The organism is Sedimentitalea nanhaiensis DSM 24252 (assembly GCF_000473225.1).
In the GTDB taxonomy this organism is placed as follows: Bacteria; Pseudomonadota; Alphaproteobacteria; order Rhodobacterales; family Rhodobacteraceae; genus Sedimentitalea; species Sedimentitalea nanhaiensis.
Map to the genome: position 1 here is coordinate 1,938,700 of NZ_KI421509.1, position 16,017 is coordinate 1,954,716.

The 16,017-nt window shown below is 62.9% G+C and carries 16 protein-coding genes; 9 read left to right on the forward strand and 7 right to left on the reverse strand.

The genetic code is table 11. From position 1 onward, the window contains the following. Window positions 1-26: 26 nt before the first annotated feature. The 3 genes from glcF to NANH_RS0111305 form a co-directional block, all read right to left on the reverse strand. A complete protein-coding gene (gene glcF / locus NANH_RS0111295; protein WP_027262144.1) occupies window positions 27-1,349 on the reverse strand; it encodes a glycolate oxidase subunit GlcF in 1,323 nt (440 codons plus the stop codon). 3 nt (window positions 1,350-1,352) lie between these two features. After that, window positions 1,353-2,486, reverse strand: a complete 1,134-nt coding sequence (gene glcE, locus NANH_RS0111300) for a glycolate oxidase subunit GlcE (RefSeq protein ID WP_027262145.1) — start codon at window positions 2,484-2,486, stop codon at window positions 1,353-1,355. Between the two features lie 67 nt (window positions 2,487-2,553). Next, window positions 2,554-4,002, reverse strand: a complete 1,449-nt coding sequence (locus NANH_RS0111305) for an FAD-linked oxidase C-terminal domain-containing protein (protein ID WP_027262146.1) — start codon at window positions 4,000-4,002, stop codon at window positions 2,554-2,556. Between the two features lie 81 nt (window positions 4,003-4,083). Between NANH_RS0111305 and NANH_RS0111310 the strand changes: the two genes are divergently transcribed. After that, window positions 4,084-4,794 carry a DUF599 domain-containing protein gene (locus NANH_RS0111310; RefSeq protein ID WP_027262147.1) on the forward strand — a complete coding sequence of 237 codons (711 nt, stop codon included), beginning with the start codon at window positions 4,084-4,086 and terminating at the stop codon, window positions 4,792-4,794. A 35-nt stretch (window positions 4,795-4,829) separates the two neighbouring features. Beyond that, the gene (locus NANH_RS0111315; RefSeq protein WP_027262148.1) at window positions 4,830-5,183 is read left to right on the forward strand and encodes a hypothetical protein; all 354 of its coding nucleotides are present in this window, start codon (window positions 4,830-4,832) and stop codon (window positions 5,181-5,183) included. Between the two features lie 68 nt (window positions 5,184-5,251). Here the strand turns inward: NANH_RS0111315 and rlmH are convergent, their stop codons facing one another. From rlmH to NANH_RS26055, 3 genes are all read right to left on the reverse strand, one after another. Continuing rightward, window positions 5,252-5,722, reverse strand: a complete 471-nt coding sequence (gene rlmH, locus NANH_RS0111320; RefSeq protein ID WP_027262149.1) for a 23S rRNA (pseudouridine(1915)-N(3))-methyltransferase RlmH — start codon at window positions 5,720-5,722, stop codon at window positions 5,252-5,254. Between the two features lie 40 nt (window positions 5,723-5,762). Further along, complete coding sequence (rsfS, locus tag NANH_RS0111325) at window positions 5,763-6,170, reverse strand: ribosome silencing factor (RefSeq protein WP_051372378.1); 408 nt, start codon at window positions 6,168-6,170, stop codon at window positions 5,763-5,765. 173 nt (window positions 6,171-6,343) lie between these two features. Further along, window positions 6,344-7,687 (reverse strand): mechanosensitive ion channel family protein, encoded by a 1,344-nt coding sequence (locus tag NANH_RS26055; protein WP_081710455.1) that lies wholly within the window; start codon window positions 7,685-7,687, stop codon window positions 6,344-6,346. Window positions 7,688-7,955: 268 nt separating this feature from the next. On the opposite strand from NANH_RS26055, the gene leuC reads away from it, so the two are divergent. The 5 genes from leuC (at window position 7,956) to NANH_RS0111360 (ending at window position 12,969) form a co-directional block, all read left to right on the forward strand. Next, a complete protein-coding gene (leuC, locus tag NANH_RS0111340) occupies window positions 7,956-9,359 on the forward strand; it encodes a 3-isopropylmalate dehydratase large subunit (RefSeq protein WP_027262151.1) in 1,404 nt (467 codons plus the stop codon). A 34-nt stretch (window positions 9,360-9,393) separates the two neighbouring features. Continuing rightward, window positions 9,394-9,948, forward strand: coding sequence for an HdeD family acid-resistance protein (locus NANH_RS0111345; RefSeq protein WP_027262152.1), 555 nt, complete (start codon window positions 9,394-9,396; stop codon window positions 9,946-9,948). Window positions 9,949-10,392: 444 nt separating this feature from the next. Continuing rightward, complete coding sequence (locus NANH_RS29085; protein ID WP_211237088.1) at window positions 10,393-11,112, forward strand: THxN family PEP-CTERM protein; 720 nt, start codon at window positions 10,393-10,395, stop codon at window positions 11,110-11,112. A 150-nt stretch (window positions 11,113-11,262) separates the two neighbouring features. Then, complete coding sequence (gene leuD, locus NANH_RS0111355) at window positions 11,263-11,868, forward strand: 3-isopropylmalate dehydratase small subunit (RefSeq protein WP_027262154.1); 606 nt, start codon at window positions 11,263-11,265, stop codon at window positions 11,866-11,868. Then, window positions 11,869-12,969, forward strand: coding sequence for an endonuclease/exonuclease/phosphatase family protein (locus tag NANH_RS0111360; RefSeq protein ID WP_036049751.1), 1,101 nt, complete (start codon window positions 11,869-11,871; stop codon window positions 12,967-12,969). It abuts the gene before it with no gap. Here the strand turns inward: NANH_RS0111360 and NANH_RS0111365 are convergent. Then, window positions 12,910-13,827: a Rossmann-fold NAD(P)-binding domain-containing protein gene (locus NANH_RS0111365; protein ID WP_036049753.1), complete on the reverse strand. Its 918-nt coding sequence runs from the start codon at window positions 13,825-13,827 to the stop codon at window positions 12,910-12,912. The two genes, NANH_RS0111360 and NANH_RS0111365, sit on opposite strands and share 60 nt — an antisense overlap. A gap of 101 nt (window positions 13,828-13,928) precedes the next feature. Here NANH_RS0111365 and NANH_RS0111370 point away from each other — a divergent pair, with 101 nt between their 5' ends. Both NANH_RS0111370 and leuB read left to right on the forward strand, forming a co-directional pair. Then, the gene (locus NANH_RS0111370) at window positions 13,929-14,819 is read left to right on the forward strand and encodes a LysR family transcriptional regulator (RefSeq protein WP_027262157.1); all 891 of its coding nucleotides are present in this window, start codon (window positions 13,929-13,931) and stop codon (window positions 14,817-14,819) included. 67 nt (window positions 14,820-14,886) lie between these two features. Then, window positions 14,887-15,993: a 3-isopropylmalate dehydrogenase gene (gene leuB / locus NANH_RS0111375; RefSeq protein WP_027262158.1), complete on the forward strand. Its 1,107-nt coding sequence runs from the start codon at window positions 14,887-14,889 to the stop codon at window positions 15,991-15,993. Window positions 15,994-16,017 lie beyond the last annotated feature (24 nt).

Below are 16,017 nucleotides of genomic sequence, written 5' to 3' on the forward strand. Positions count from 1 at the left end.
GTGGCGCAAGATCTATCTGGGCGGCTCTACCTGAGGTTGGGTATCTGGGGAGCGAGGGCCCAATCGCGCGACAGGGCCGGCGGTTTCGGCCCGCCGGTGGCCCAGTCGAGCAGTTCGACCGTATGCACGATGGGCACCCCCGCACCGGCGCCGATCTGCATCATGCAGCCGATATTTCCAGCGGCGATCAGGTCGGGTTCGGTGGCTTTCAGCGTGTCCAGCTTGCGCGCCCTGAGCTGGGACGAGATTTCCGGCTGCATCAGATTGTAGGTCCCGGCCGAGCCACAGCACAGGTGGCTGTCGGCGGGTTCGACCACGGTGAAACCGGCGCGTTTGAGCAGGGCCTTGGGGTGGGTCTTGATCTGCTGGCCATGTTGCAGCGAACAGGCGGCGTGATAGGCGACGGTGGTGCCCTTGTCGGTGCCCTGCGGCAGATCCAGCTTTACCAGCAATTCGCTGATATCCATGGCGATGGCCGACACCCGCGCCGCATCCGCCGCCAGCGAGTCATTACGTAACATGTGGCCGTAATCCTTGACCGTGGTGCCGCAGCCCGAGGTGTTGATGACGATGGCGTCCAGCCCCTGCCCGTCCATTTCAGCCGCCCAGGCACGGATGTTTTTCGCCGCTGCGGCATGGCTTTCATCCGCCTTGCCCATATGATGGGTCAGCGCCCCGCAACAGCCCGCGCCGCGGGCCACAACCACTTCGCAGCCGTGCCGACGCAGGATGCGGATGGTGGCGTCGTTGATATCGGTGTTCAGCGCCTTTTGCGCACAGCCGGTCATCAGCGCCACCCGCATCCGTTTCGGCGCCTGGGGCGCAAAATTTTGCGGATCGTCGTTGCGGCTGACCGGGGGAATGGTTTTGGGCGCCATGTCCAGCATCGCGCGCAGACGGGGATCCGGCATCAGCCGTGCAAAGGGACGGCCCAGTTTCGCGCCCAGCAACGCCAGTCGGAACCGCGCCGGATAGGGCAGGATGCGCGCCAGCAGCCAGCGCAGCACACGGTCGCCAAGCGGGCGTTTGTACCGGTTCTCGATATATTCCCGCGCATGATCCACCAGATGCATGTAATGCACCCCCGACGGACAGGTGGACATGCAGGCCAGACAGGACAGGCACCGGTCGATATGCCTGACGGTTTTTTCATCCGGCACCCGGTTGTTTTCAAGCATGTCCTTGATCAGATAGATCCGGCCGCGCGGGCTGTCCAATTCGTCGCCCAGCACCTGATAGGTCGGGCAGGTCGCGGTGCAGAACCCGCAATGCACGCAGGAGCGCAGGATCTGGTTGCTGCGGGCGATGGCGGGGTCCTGCAACTGTTGCGGCGTAAATGTGGTCTGCATGGCCTAGGCGTCCTGCGTCTGGAGTGAGCTCATCAGCCCGGTGTTGAAGATGCCGCGCGGATCGAACCGGGCCCGCAAACCGGCGCTGATCTTTTCCAGCAGCGGCGATTGCGGGTGAAACATACCCAACCGCGCCCGTGTTGCGGCATCCGCACGCACCAATGTTGCATGGCCGTCAAATTGCCCGGCGCGCGCGCGCAAGTCGGTCCCCTCAGGCACCCGCGCCCAGATCAGCCCGCCTCCCCAGTCCAGCAACAGCGCCTCGGCGTTCAGGCGCTGTGCAATCGCCGGGGCATCGGACGGCCTGACCGACAGGCGCCAGACGTCGCCGGGTTGATGCGCAAACGGGGCGACATCCCGGATCCGTTGCCAGATCGCCGCCGACTCTGCCGCCTGCACAAGTGCTGCGGCCCCACCGAATGCGCCCAACAGCTCACCCAACCGGCCCCCGCGATAAGACACCGAGTCGGCGAACCCCTCAATGCGCACCAACACTTCGCCCACCCCGGGATCGAACGCCGCGGCGGTAACCTCGAACGGCGACCCCAGCGCCGCCGACATTGCCCGAACCGCCTGTTTCATGTCACAGCCCGACAGGCGCAACGTCGCCTGCGTCTCGGGCCGGGGCAGCACTTTCAGCGATACCTGCGTCAACACCCCCAACGTGCCCCAACTGCCCGCCATCAGCTTGACCAGATCATAGCCGGTGACGTTCTTCATCACCCGCCCGCCGTTCTTGATCACGGTGCCGCCCCCGTCGACATAGCGCACTCCCAACAGGAAATCGCGGCAGGCCCCGGCCTGAATCCGCCGCGGCCCCGACAGGTTGGCCGCCACCACCCCGCCGATAGTCGGCTCGCCGGTGGTGCCCAGCAGGGGGCGATGATCCATCGGCTCAAACGCCAGCTGCTGATTCTGCGCCGCCAACAGCGTCTCGATTTCGGCCACCGGCGTTCCCGCCGCGACGACCAGCGTCAGCGCCCCCGGCTCGTACAGCGCGACTCCGCGCAGCCCGCCGGTCGACAACACTTCGCCGGGCAAATCGACACCGCGCGTTGCGCCACCGCATATGGCCAGCGGACCACAGGCCGCAGCCACCGTTTCAGCCAGTTCGTCCTCGTCTCGCGCTGTTTTCATCTTCCTCTTGCCTCAAATACTCCGGGGGTGAATTGGCCGCAGGCCAAGAGGGGGCTGGCCCCCTCCCCTATTGCGCCGCAACTGCCGCCTGTCTGCGCGGTTGCGACGCCTCCAACGGAAACACCTTGGCCGGGTTCAACAACCACGCCGGGTCGAACACATCCTTTACCGCCATCTGCGCCTCCAGATCCGGGCGCGAGAACTGGTGCCACATCAGATCGCGTTTCTCGATCCCGACCCCATGTTCCCCGGTCAGGCACCCGCCCACATCGACACAGAGTTTCAGGATCTCGGCACCCAACGCCTCGCATTTCTCCAGATCGCCGGATTTGTTGGCGTCGAAAAGGATCAGCGGGTGCATATTGCCATCCCCGGCATGAAACACATTGCCCACATCCAGCCCGTATTCGCGCCCCAATTCGCCGATCCGGCGCAGCACCAGAGGCAATTCGGACACCGGGATGGTCCCGTCCAGGCACATGTAATCGTTGATCTGACCGATGGCGCCAAAGGCGCTCTTGCGGCCCAGCCAGATCTTGGCACTTTCCTCGGGCGATTTGCTTTCGCGCAGTTCGACCGGGTTGTGGCGGCGCGCAATCTCGATAATGCGCGCCAGTTGCGCATCGATTTCGGCCTCCGAGCCTTCGACCTCGACGATCAGCAAAGCCTCGCAATCCGGGTAACCGGCATTGGCGAAGGTGTCGCTGGTGCGGATGCACAGCCGGTCCATGAATTCGATCGCCACCGGCAGCACCCCGGCCCGGATGATGTCGCTGACACAGGCCCCGGCGACCTCGGTATCGTCAAACCCCATCAGCACCGGCCGCGCGCCCTCGGGTTTGCGCAGGATACGCAGCGTGGCTTCGGTCACCACGCCCAACTGCCCTTCGGATCCGCAAATCAGCCCCAAAAGATCCAACCCGCCGGCGTCCAGATGCGCGCCGCCGATCTCGACCACGCTGCCGTCCATCATCACCATCGTCACGCCCAACAGGTTGTTGGTGGTCACCCCGTATTTCAGACAATGCGCCCCGCCCGAGTTCATCGCGATATTTCCGGCGATAGCACAGGCCAGCTGGCTCGACGGATCGGGCGCATAAAAGAAATCCTCGGCTTGAACCGCGCCGGTCACCGACAGGTTGGTGCGCCCGGCCTGCACCCGGATGATCCGGTTGTCATAGTCGGTTTGCAGCACCGCATTCATCCGGGCCACGCCCAGGATCACGCAATCCGCCGTCGGCAGCGCTCCGCCAGCCAGGGACGTTCCCGAACCGCGCGGCACCACCGGAACGCCCTCTTGGTGACAGATCCGCAAGACCTCGGAAACCTCCTGTGTGTTCGCGGGCAGCACCGCCACCATCGGCGCGCAGCGATAGGCGGTCAGCGCATCGCATTCATAAGCGCGGGTTTCGGACAATTCGTGGATCACCGCGTTGTGAGGCAATACCTGTTGCAGGCGCTCTACAACCCGCGATTTGCGGGCCAGGATCCTGGCGTCCGGGGCTGGCATTTCCATGGCGTCTCTCCAGTTTTGGTAAATTAATATGACCAATTTACGCCCCTAGCAAGCCCCTTTCATCCCCCCTACTGTCGCGCAATGACGTTGCATCAAACCCTGACCCTGTTCTCACCGCTGGATTTTGCCGCTATCGCCCTGCTGCTGGGCGGCGCATGGCTGATCGGCTGGCGGATCGAAAACCCACCCGCGAACCGCCCCTCGGTTTCGATTCTGATGGCGGCGTTCAGACGCGACTGGATGAAACACATGGTGCTGCGCGAACCGCGCGTGTTCGACGCGCAGCTGATCGGCAGCCTGCGTCAGGGCACGACCTTTTTTGCCTCTGCGACGATGATCGCCATCGGCGGCGGGCTGGCGGCGGCGGGCAACACCGAACAGGTGGCGGGCCTGGTCACCGACCTGACCCAGGGCAATGCACCGACCATCGTCTGGGAGATCAAGATCCTGGTGGTGCTGGTGCTGCTGGCCAACGCCTTTCTGAAATTTGTCTGGGCGCACCGGCTGTTCGGTTATTGTGCAGTCTTGATGGCGGCGGTGCCCAACGACTGCACATCGCCCCTGGCCTATCCCCGCGCGACACAGGCCGCAGACATCAGCATCACCGCCGCGCGCAGCTTCAACCGGGCGATGCGATCAACCTATTTTGCACTGGCCGCAATGGCCTGGCTGCTGGGACCGGCAGCACTGGCGATTGCCGCTGCCCTGACCGTCGCGATGCTGTACCGTCGTGAATTCCACTCGCATTCACGCAAAATCATGCTGCGGGTGCCTCCGGACACCGACTCGTGATCGTATTGCTTGAAAACAGACGATAGGCTGCGCCGATGAAACAGCTTGCCCTGCTCTTCCTGCTCGCCGCCTCGGCCCCGGCCGCTGCCGATCCGCCGGTGATCGAAAACGCGACGGGCCAACGCAACGGCAATCTCTGGCGTTTTGACGTCACCCTGTCCCATCCCGATACCGGTTGGGAGCATTATGCCGACGGATGGCGGGTACTGGACATCGAGGGCAACGAGTTGGGAACACGCGTGCTGGCCCATCCGCATGAGGCCGAACAGCCCTTTACCCGCGCGTTGACGGGCATTGCCCTGCCGGATGGCACCACGAGGGTGCAGATCCAGCCCCGTTGTAATGTCGATGGCTGGAACGATAAGACGCGGATCTTGGCGCTGCCCTGACCTGCGGCGCGCGCGGGCCGCCCCCGGCAAACCAAAAAATCGAATCGCGCGTCAGCGCGGCCTTTGGATCACGCCCGGTGATAGGGTCCGCCGGCCAGAATTGTGGCGGCGCGATACAACTGTTCGCACAGCATCACCCGCACCAGCATATGCGGCCAGACCATGGCCCCGAACGAGATACTGAAATCCGCCCCCGCCCGCAGCGCCGGGTCCAGCCCGTCGGCACCGCCGATCAGGATCGCCAGATCGCCGCGACCGCTGTCGCGCCAATCCGCGATTCGGTTGGCAAAGGCAGGGGACGTCAACATCTTGCCGCGCTCGTCCAGCGTACAAATCAGGGCCCCCTTGGGCAGGGCGCGCCGCAGCAGCTCGGCTTCGGCGGCCATGCCGCCACCCTTGCGGTCCTCGACCTCGACCACGCGCGCGGGGCCCAAGCCAAGCGCGCGGCCGGTCCGGTCGAATCGGGCCAGATAGTCGTCGATCAGTATTTTCTCGGACCCGGCCCGAAGTCGGCCCACGGCGCAGATGGTGACGCGCATCGCTGGCTACCCCTGTTGACGCCGCACCGGCGCGTATCGCTCAGTTGGTCCGGGCGTTTGAGCCTGGTGGCATCCACATCTTTTCGAGCTGATAGAACTCGCGCACTTCGGGGCGGAAGATATGCACCAGCACATCCCCGGCGTCGATCAGCACCCAATCGCCGGTGTCCTTGCCCTCGACCTTGCTGAGGCGCCCGAACTCCTGCTTGAGACGGTCGACCAGCTTTTCAGCCATGGCCGACACCTGACGGGTCGAGCGTCCCGAGGCGATGACCATGTAATCACCGATCTCGGTCTTGCCGCGCAAATCGATCTGCACCACATCTTCCGCCTTGTCGTCATCCAGGGAGGTAAGGATTCTCGCCAGCAGCGTCTCGCTGTCTGGCTGGGTCTGGGCGGTCACAAGACCGGCCCGTTCATCAGCGGGCAAACCCGCTTCTGCTTGCATTGACAGGACATTGTCCTCCTTTTGGCACGCCGCCTGACCCCCGGCGCTGGGAATGCCATCAAGTTAGCAAGACAGAAGTGGTTTTTCAATCGCGGTGCGTCAGAATGGCTAACATGGGGGCTAAAACAGGGGCCAACATGGGGGCTAACGCGGATGGCCACAACCGCATCCGGTCACGCGGGGGGTGTTGGCGCATCGGATTGCCCGGCCTGGTTCAGCAACCGAACCTCGCGCTGGGGGAAGGGAATCGAGATGTCGTTCTCTTTGAACACGTCCCAGAGTGCCAGATAGACATTGCCGCGCACATTGGTCAGACCGGCGGTCGGATCTCCGATCCAGAACCGCAGAATATAGTCCACGCTGCTGTCGCCGAATCCAACGATGTGACAGACCGGCGCATTAGGGTTGACCAGCACCCGGTTGACCGCCGAGGCCGCCTGAACGGCCAGGGCGCGCACCTGATGCGGATCGTCGTCATAAGCGGTGCCAAAGTGGATATCCAGGCGCACCAACTGGTTGGAATGGGTCCAGTTCACCACCTGATTGGCGATCAGCTGTTCGTTCGGGATCAGGAATTCCAGCCCCTCGCGGGTCTTGACCGAAACGTAGCGCGCGCTCAGCGATTCGATCCAGCCAAAGGTTTCGCCCAGCGAAATCACGTCACCGGGCTTGATCGACTTGTCCAGCAGGATGATCACGCCGGACACCAGATTGGACACTACGGTCTGCAGGCCAAAGCCCAGTCCGACGCCGATGATACCGTACAGGAACGCCAGCCCGGTCAGGTCCAGCCCGATCGCCTGAGCCCCGACATACAGCGCCAGACCATAGACCAGGATCTGCACCGCCTTGGTGGTCAGAACCTGCATCGAGGGAGAAATATCCTCGTTGCCGCGCACATTCGCAGTGAACAGGCGCGACAGCAACCTCGCCCCGCCCAGCAGCACCCCCAGCACCACCAGCGCGGTGATCACCGTCAGCGCCGAGACACGGGTTTCGCCGAACTCGATGGCCAGCCGGTCCAGAAAGCCGGTGATTTCGTCCACCGCATTCAGGAAATACAGCGTCGCGTAGATCCACAAGCACCAGCTGACGATCCGGCGCAGCGCGCGGTTGCGCACCAGTTGCGTGGCCAGCGCAATGGTGACCCAGACCGTCGCCAGCGTGGCGGCCACCCCGATCATGTAGCTGCGCGAGGGCCACGTGAGCTGTTGCATCACCACATAAACCAGCCAGGCCAGGATCGCGAACCAGATCAGGATCAGCCGCCGGCGAAATTGAACCAGCAGGCGCAACTGCCATTTCGGCCAGCCTTCGCGGGTGCGGGCCCAGTTCTGGAGCCGCGGCTCGGTGATCCGCTTCAGGCCCCAGGCCAACACGATCAGGGCCAGGACGATCAGCGCCTGATACTGCCGCCAGCCCGGCGCGAACACCCAACCAATTTGATCCATGACCTGCTGCAGCACCAGGTAGACTGTCTGGATCAGCGTTGTGGTGGTGTCTTTGACCGGGTCCATTATGCTCTCGTTTTCTAGAGGCTTGCATTTAGACGGCTTTGGCGCAAGCAGATCACGCTCGCCCCCGATCTCATCGCACTTCCATCCTTGATTGCGGCCCCTGTGCGCTGTATCTGAAGCCCATGGCAGCCTTTGGAACGCCCCGATTTGACCTGCAGGACCGCAACCGCCTGGGCGAACGGTTCTTTGGTGCCACCCGCACGGCGCTGGCGCGCCCCTAAGCCGCCACCGCCCAACCCTGACACATTTCACCAACGGGAGAGGACCGATGTCCCCCAAGACGCTCTATGACAAGATCTGGGATGCACACCTGGCGCACGAGGCCGAGGATGGCACCTGCCTGCTGTATATTGACCGCCACCTGGTACACGAGGTCACCAGCCCGCAGGCCTTTGAGGGGCTGCGGATGGCCGGACGACCGGTGCACGCGCCGGACAAGACCATCGCGGTGCCCGATCACAACGTACCGACCACGCTGGACCGCGCCAACGGCATCGACAACGAGGAAAGCCGCATTCAAGTCGATGCGCTGGACAAGAACGCCAAGGATTTTGGGATCCATTATTACCCGGTGTCCGATGTGCGCCAGGGCATCGTGCATATCGTCGGGCCGGAACAGGGCTGGACCCTGCCCGGCATGACCGTGGTCTGCGGCGACAGCCACACCGCCACCCACGGGGCCTTTGGCTCGCTGGCGCATGGGATCGGCACATCCGAGGTCGAACACGTTCTGGCCACCCAGACGCTGATCCAGCGCAAGGGCAAGAACATGAAGGTCGAGATCACCGGCAAGCTGCGCCCGGGCGTCACCGCCAAGGACATCACCCTGTCGGTGATCGGCGAGACCGGCACCGCCGGCGGCACCGGGTATGTAATCGAATATTGCGGCGAAGCCATTCGCGACCTGTCGATGGAAGGCCGCATGACGGTCTGCAACATGGCCATCGAAGGCGGTGCGCGCGCCGGGCTGATCGCGCCGGACGAAAAGACGTTTGAATATTGCATGGGCCGCCCCCACGCCCCCAAGGGCGCACAATGGGAAGCCGCGCTGGCCTGGTGGAAGACGCTGTATTCCGACGACGACGCCGAATGGGACAAGGTCATCACCATCAAGGGCGAAGATATCGCGCCGGTCGTGACCTGGGGCACCAGCCCCGAGGACGTCCTGCCGATCACCGCCACCGTGCCCAGCCCGTCCGATTTCACCGGCGGCAAAGTCGAGGCGGCACAACGCGCGCTGGACTACATGGGGCTGGTGCCCGGCACGCCGCTGGACGAGGTCGCCATCGACACGGTGTTCATCGGATCCTGCACCAATGGCCGCATCGAGGATCTGCGCGCCGCCGCCGCGATCCTGAAAGGCAAGAAGATCAAGGACGGCATGCGCGCCATGGTTGTTCCCGGCTCGGGTCTGGTACGGGCGCAGGCCGAAGAAGAAGGGCTGGCCGATATTTTCATCGACGCCGGTTTCGAATGGCGGCTTGCGGGCTGTTCCATGTGCCTCGCGATGAACCCCGACCAGTTGCAGCCCGGCGAACGCTGTGCAGCGACCAGCAACCGCAACTTTGAAGGGCGTCAGGGGCGGGGCGGACGCACCCATCTGCTGAGCCCGGCCATGGCGGCGGCGGCGGCCATCACGGGACACCTTACGGATGTGCGCGATATGATGTAGGCTGTCCCCGCAAACCTATGAGAAGGATCAAGAAATGAAAACATGGGTCAAGTGGCTGATACTGGGCATCCTGTCGATTGCCTTTGGGCTTTTCGTTCTGGCAAACCCCGTTGCGGCCTCGATCGCCGTGACAACCCTTGCGGGAATCATGTTTGCCGTCTCCGGCGGCATTCAGCTTGTCGCGGGCTTTGGCGAAGAGAGCACCGGCGCCAAGCTGATGGGCATCGCGCTGGGGGTGCTGATGCTGTTCCTCGGCGTGTCGCTGATGTTCCATCCGTTGCAGGGCGTGATCTCGCTGACCCTGCTGGTGGCGATCCTGTTTCTGGCCAGCGGCATCGCGCGGGTTATCACGTCGTTCCAGATGCGCGACACGCTGTTTTTCTGGCCGATGCTGCTGTCGGGCGCACTGTCGGTTCTGCTGGGCGGCTATATCCTTGCCAATTTCGCCACCGTCGCTCCCAGCCTGCTGGGTATCCTGCTGGGCATCGAGCTGCTGTTCAACGGCGCCGGCCTTATGGCGCTGGCGTTTTTCCTGCGCACGGCCAGGGGCGCAATCAAAGACAAGCTGGAAGGCCGGCTGAAAAGCTGACCCGGTTTGGTTCGGGGCCGATGGCCTCGAGCCTGCCCTCCGGGGCCTGTCAATCTGGCGGGCCCCGGACAACGGGTTTGACGGCGGGTTCCCGCCCAAGGCAAAGACATCAATCTAAAATCAACCCCAGATTGAAATCTAATGCCCTGAACCCATTGTGCTTTTTCTGAAAAATCCCGGAATCCAAACCGGGCGTGAATCGGCAGTTTTCTGCCATGACCCGGCCAATACAGGGTTTACGATTTGTTAACCCATTGGATTTTCATAAAACTAGGATTTTGACGCGGGGCCGTGGACTCTGCTAATATGTCTCCGAAGAGCGAGCACCGTGCGACGGGCTTTGGTCTTGAAGGTGCAGATTGATCGGCGTGGGTTTGGTTCACGACTACAGTTTTGCATAGTAACGAAAACCGCCGTTAGGCATTTGAAAAAGGAATGAATTCGATGACATTCACAACAAGAATTGGTGCTGCGTCCGCAATCGCGCTGCTCGTTGGAGCGGCAGGTGCATCGGCAGCGACCCTCGACATCAGCGGGATCTCTGCAGGATGGAGCGCTGTCGACCCCGTCTCGGTTACGATCAACAACGGTGACCCGCTGTCGACACTTCGCTGGGGTGGCGATACCGGAGAAGGGCAAAGCGGATACGATTTCACGCGCGCCGCGACGCCAATCAACAATATTGCCGAAGATACGGCGTTTCTGGTTGGTAACTTCGTGCACTTGAATAACCCTGTGTTTCCGCCTTCGCTGAATTCCGCGAATCTGGATGTCGACATCACAATTGTGAATGGGCCGGGCGTTATCAGCAGCACTTTCAGCATGTCGCATAACGAAACGACCAATAGCGGCAACTGCGGCGGCGACGGCAGCGTAATACCTTGTGATGACTATATCACAGTGTCCAACGCCCCCGGCGGCACCGCGTTCTCGATCGGAAACGTCGACTACGTTTTCCAGGTTCTGGGGTTCTCGACCGACGGCGGAACGACAATTCTTGACCAGTTCCGTACGCAGGAAGAACAAAACAATCCTGCGGGTCTGTACGCCAAGTTCACCGCGACGACAAATGTCAACGTTGTTCCGCTGCCCGCAGCGGGCTGGTTGCTGCTGGCCGGTGTAGGCGGTCTGGCTGCTGTTCGCCGCAAGAAGAAAGCCGCATAAGTACACAGCTTAGCGAAACGATCAGAGAGCAGTGCCTGGCGCTGCTCTCTTTTTTTGTGTCCATGCCCAAGGTTGCGGTGGAATTCCGGCCCGGTTTGTCAGTATAGAACGAGACAGCAAATTCCTTTGGGTTTCGGAAGGGCGACACAGATGGACAAATTCACCACGCTTACCGGGGTTGCGGCACCGATGCCGCTGATCAATATCGACACCGACATGATCATCCCCAAGAATTTTCTGAAAACGATCAAGCGATCCGGGTTGGGTGTCAACCTGTTCGACGAGATGCGCTATGATGACAACGGCGCTGAAAAGCCCGATTTCGTGCTGAACAAGCCGGCTTATCGCAATGCCGAGATTCTGGTGGCGGGCGACAATTTCGGCTGTGGCAGCTCACGCGAGCACGCCCCCTGGGCGATCAAGGATTTTGGCATCCGCTGCGTGATTTCGACCAGCTTTGCCGACATCTTTTTCAACAACTGCTTCAAGAACGGCATCCTGCCCATCGTGCTGCCGCAGGAAGACGTGGACAAACTGATGGATGACGCCGAGCGCGGTGCCAATGCCATCCTGACCGTCGACCTTGAGGCGCAGACCATCACCGGGCCGGACGGTGGCACCATCGGTTTCGAAGTCGATGCGCACAAAAAGCATTGCCTGCTGGAAGGTCTGGATGACATCGACCTGACGCTGGAAAAGGCCGGTGCGATCAAAAGCTTTGAATCCCGCGCGGCGATGGAGCGGCCCTGGGTCTGAATGACCCTGTGCGACCGGTTACGGCAGGGGGGCCTTGGGTGCCTTGCCGCAATTTCATTAGCTGCGCCGGGGTGGGCGGACAGTCTGAGGATTGCCAGCTTTAACACCGAATTGTCCCGCGATGGCCCCGGCCTGTTGCTGCGCGATCTGACCCGCGACAAGGAGGCCCAGATCGCCGCCGTTGTGGCCGTGATCGCGCGGATCTCGCCCGACATCCTGGCGCTGCAAAGTGTGGATTGGGATTACGACGGGGCGGCGCTGGCGGCTTTGGCCGCGCGTCTGACCCAAGCCGGGGCAGACTATCCCTATCGGATGGCGCTGCGGCCCAACAGCGGCATGGCCACAGATCTGGACATGGATGGCGACGGGCGGCGGGGTGGACCCGGCGACGCGCAGGGGTTTGGCGCCTTCAGTGGACAGGGCGGTTTGGCGATCCTGTCGCGCTATCCGATTCTGGGCGATCGGGTCCGCGATTTCAGCGATCTGTTGTGGCGCGACCTGTCCGGTGCGCTGTTGCCCGAACGCGAGGACGGCAGCCCGTTTCCATCGCCAGAAGCCCAGGCGATTCAGCGTCTGTCCACCACCGGGCATTGGATCGTTCCCGTGGCTCTTCCCGATGGCAGCACGGTGCAGGTGCTGACTTTTCACGCCACACCGCCGGTGTTTGACGGGGACGAGGATCAGAACGGGCGGCGCAATCACGACGAAATCCTGCTGTGGCGCGCGGTGCTGGATGGCGCATTTGGTCCCCCGCCCCAGCGGTTCGTGCTGGCCGGGCAGGCCAATCTGGATCCGCAGGACAGCGAGGGGCGATTGGACGCGATCCGCGGGCTGCTGGCCGATCCGCGCCTGCAGGACCCCCGCCCCGCCAGCGAAGGCGCCGCCGCCGCCCCGGATCAGGGCCATGCCAGCCCCAATGCGCTGGACACGGTGGATTGGCAGAATGTGGGCCGGTTGCGGGTGGATTACGTGTTGCCGTCAGCCGACTGGCGGGTGATCGACAGCGGCGTGTTCTGGCCCGCGACCGACAGTGACGGGCATTCAGATGCCATCGCTGCAAGCCGCCACCGTTTGGTCTGGGTCGATCTGGATCTCGACTGAGGGCTGTCCGATGGCGCTGGCCAGTGCGGTGTGCAGCGACGTTGGCTGAAACCCCGGCAGCAGCCGATCAAAGCGGGAGCCGTCCAGCCAATGCGGCGTGTTCCAGAGATAGCGCATTTCGAGCAGACAGCCCGCCATGCGCCAGAACGGGCGGGTCAGGTGCAGCGGCAGCCAGGCCATTGGCTTGAGGCGCACCTGTTGCGGTGTGATCCGGTCCAGAGCTTTGGCCATGTCTTGCCCAGAAAGCGTATAGCCCGCAAAGGCGATATCGTTGAAGCGCGGCAACCGGGCCCGCATCTCTGCCAGATCGACCGCCGCGCGGGCGACATCCGGCAGATAGGCCCAGGCATGGGGAATATCGGAGCGACCGGGATAGGTGAACACGCCCTTGGCCAGCGATTTGGTCAGGACCTTGTCGAACCAGTTCCCCGAAGCCTGCGTATCCAGATAGTCGCCCGCGCGCAAAATGATGGTGCGCACCCCGGCGCTGCGATAGGCATCTTCCATCGCGATGCGGATCCGCCCCAGCGGGTTCTGCGCCTGATGCGGGGCGTCCGGCCCCCAGGGCACCGGGGTGTCGGCACCGTAGACATAGACATTTCCCGGTACGATCACCGTCGCATCGTGGGCCAGCGCAGCTTTGATCACCATATCATGCAGACCGGGCACCTGCGCCGCCCAATCCGGATAGGCCGGATTCCAGGCGTTGACGATCACGTCAATGCCACGGGCCGCCTGCATCAGCACGTCGCTGGACCGGTCAAAGCATCGGACATCCCAGCCTGCGGCGCGGAATTGCAGGGCTGCGTTGCGACCGAAACGGCCGGTTGCGCCAAGAATAAGAACTCTCTGTGTCATTGCGGGCTCCTGTTGGATGCAAAGGAAGGACGATCATATCCTATCCATTCAAATACCATTGGGATATTGCGGATGAATGCAGATCTGGTATTCATAAATGAATGGATAATTCGCTACGCATCGATGACTGGTCGCTGGTTCAGAGCTTTCTGGCGGTGGCCGAAACCGGATCGCTGTCCGCCGCCGCCCGCCGTCTGGGGCGCAGCCAGCCAACGCTGGGACGTCAGATCCGGGCGCTGGAGGAAAACCTTGGGGCCGAACTGTTTCTGCGCCATCCGCGCGGTCTGCGACCCAGTGAAACCGGGGCCGCGTTGCTGCCGATGGCGCAGCGGATGCAGGCCGAAATGCACACCCTGTCGCTGACGGCGGCGGGACAATCGCAGCGTTTGCAGGGGGCGGTGCGCATCACCGCCAGCGTCTTTGCCAGCCACCATCTGCTGCCGCCGATTCTGGCCGACATCCGGGCAGCAGAGCCGTTGATCCAGCTGGATCTGATTCCGTCTGACACCACCGAAAACCTGTTGTTCCGCGAAGCCGATATCGCAGTGCGCATGTATCGCCCGACACAGCTGGATATCGTCACCCGCCACATCACCGACCTGGAGTTGGGCATCTTTGCCGCGCACAGCTATCTAAGGCGCGCGGGCCACCCGGAAACAGCCGAAGATCTTATGGGCCACGATCTGATCGGATATGACCGCAACGATCTGATTCTGCGCGCCATGCAGGCGATGGGCTGGTCCGTCACCCGCGACGCCTTTGCGGTGCGGTGTGACAACCAGGCGACCTATTGGGATCTGCTGCGCGCGGGATGCGGCATCGGGTTTTCCCAGGCCAACGTCGGGCGCGCCGATCCGTTGGTACAGGAGCTGGAGATGGGCATCGACATGCCGCCCTTGCCGGTCTGGCTGGCCGCCCATCCCATGATGCGCCAGACCCCGCGGCTGCGCCGGGTGTGGAACCTGCTGGCGGACGGATTGGCCCGCAGCTAAGGGCGCGCATTGACCCTTGCAGCCGCGCGCGGTAGGGGCATGGCAAAGACAGATCAGGAGAGTCCGCATGTCCAACCCCTCGCTTCTCATCCTTGCCGGTGACGGCATCGGCCCCGAAGTCATGGAACAGGTAAAACGCATCATCGGCTGGTATGGCGCCAAGCGCGACCTGACCTTTGACGTGTCCGAGGATCTGGTGGGCGGCGCGGCCTATGATGCCCACGGCACCCCCCTGCACGACGACACCATGGCCCGCGCGCAAGAGGTCGATGCGGTGCTGCTGGGAGCAGTTGGCGGGCCGAAATACGACGCGCTGGATTTCAGCGTCAAACCGGAACGTGGCCTGCTGCGCCTGCGTAAGGAAATGGACCTGTTTTCCAACCTGCGCCCGGCCCAGTGTTTCGACGCGCTGGCGGATTTCAGCAGTCTCAAGCGCGACGTGGTCGCCGGGCTGGACATCATGATCGTGCGCGAATTGACCAGCGGCATCTATTTCGGCGAACCGCGCGGCATCTTCAAGGAAGGCAACGAGCGCGTCGGCGTCAACACCCAGCGCTATACCGAATCCGAGATCGACCGCGTGGCCCGCAGCGCCTTTGAACTGGCGCGCAAACGCGGCAACAAGGTCTGTTCGATGGAAAAGGCCAACGTGATGGAAAGCGGCATCCTGTGGCGCGAAGTGGTGCAAAAGGTGCATGACGAGGATTACCCCGATGTCGAGCTGTCGCATATGTATGCCGATGCCGGGGCCATGCAGCTGTGCCGCTGGCCCAAGCAGTTCGACGTGATCGTGACCGACAACCTGTTTGGCGATCTGCTGTCGGATGCCGCCGCGATGCTGACCGGCAGCCTGGGCATGTTGCCCTCGGCCAGCCTGGGCGCGCCGATGGCCAATGGCCGTCCCAAGGCCCTGTACGAGCCGGTTCACGGGTCAGCGCCCGACATTGCCGGTCAGGGCAAGGCCAACCCGATTGCCTGTATCCTCAGCTTTGCCATGGCGCTGCGCTATTCGTTTAGTCAGGGGGCCGAGGCCGACCGGCTGGAAGCGGCAGTCGAGAAAGTGCTCGCCGACGGGCTGCGCACCGCCGATCTGATTGGTGAAGACGGCGTTCAGCCGGTATCGACCACCCAGATGGGCGATGCCATCCTGGCCGCGCTGGACGACAGCCTCTGATCCGGAACCGCGCGGCGGGTCCTG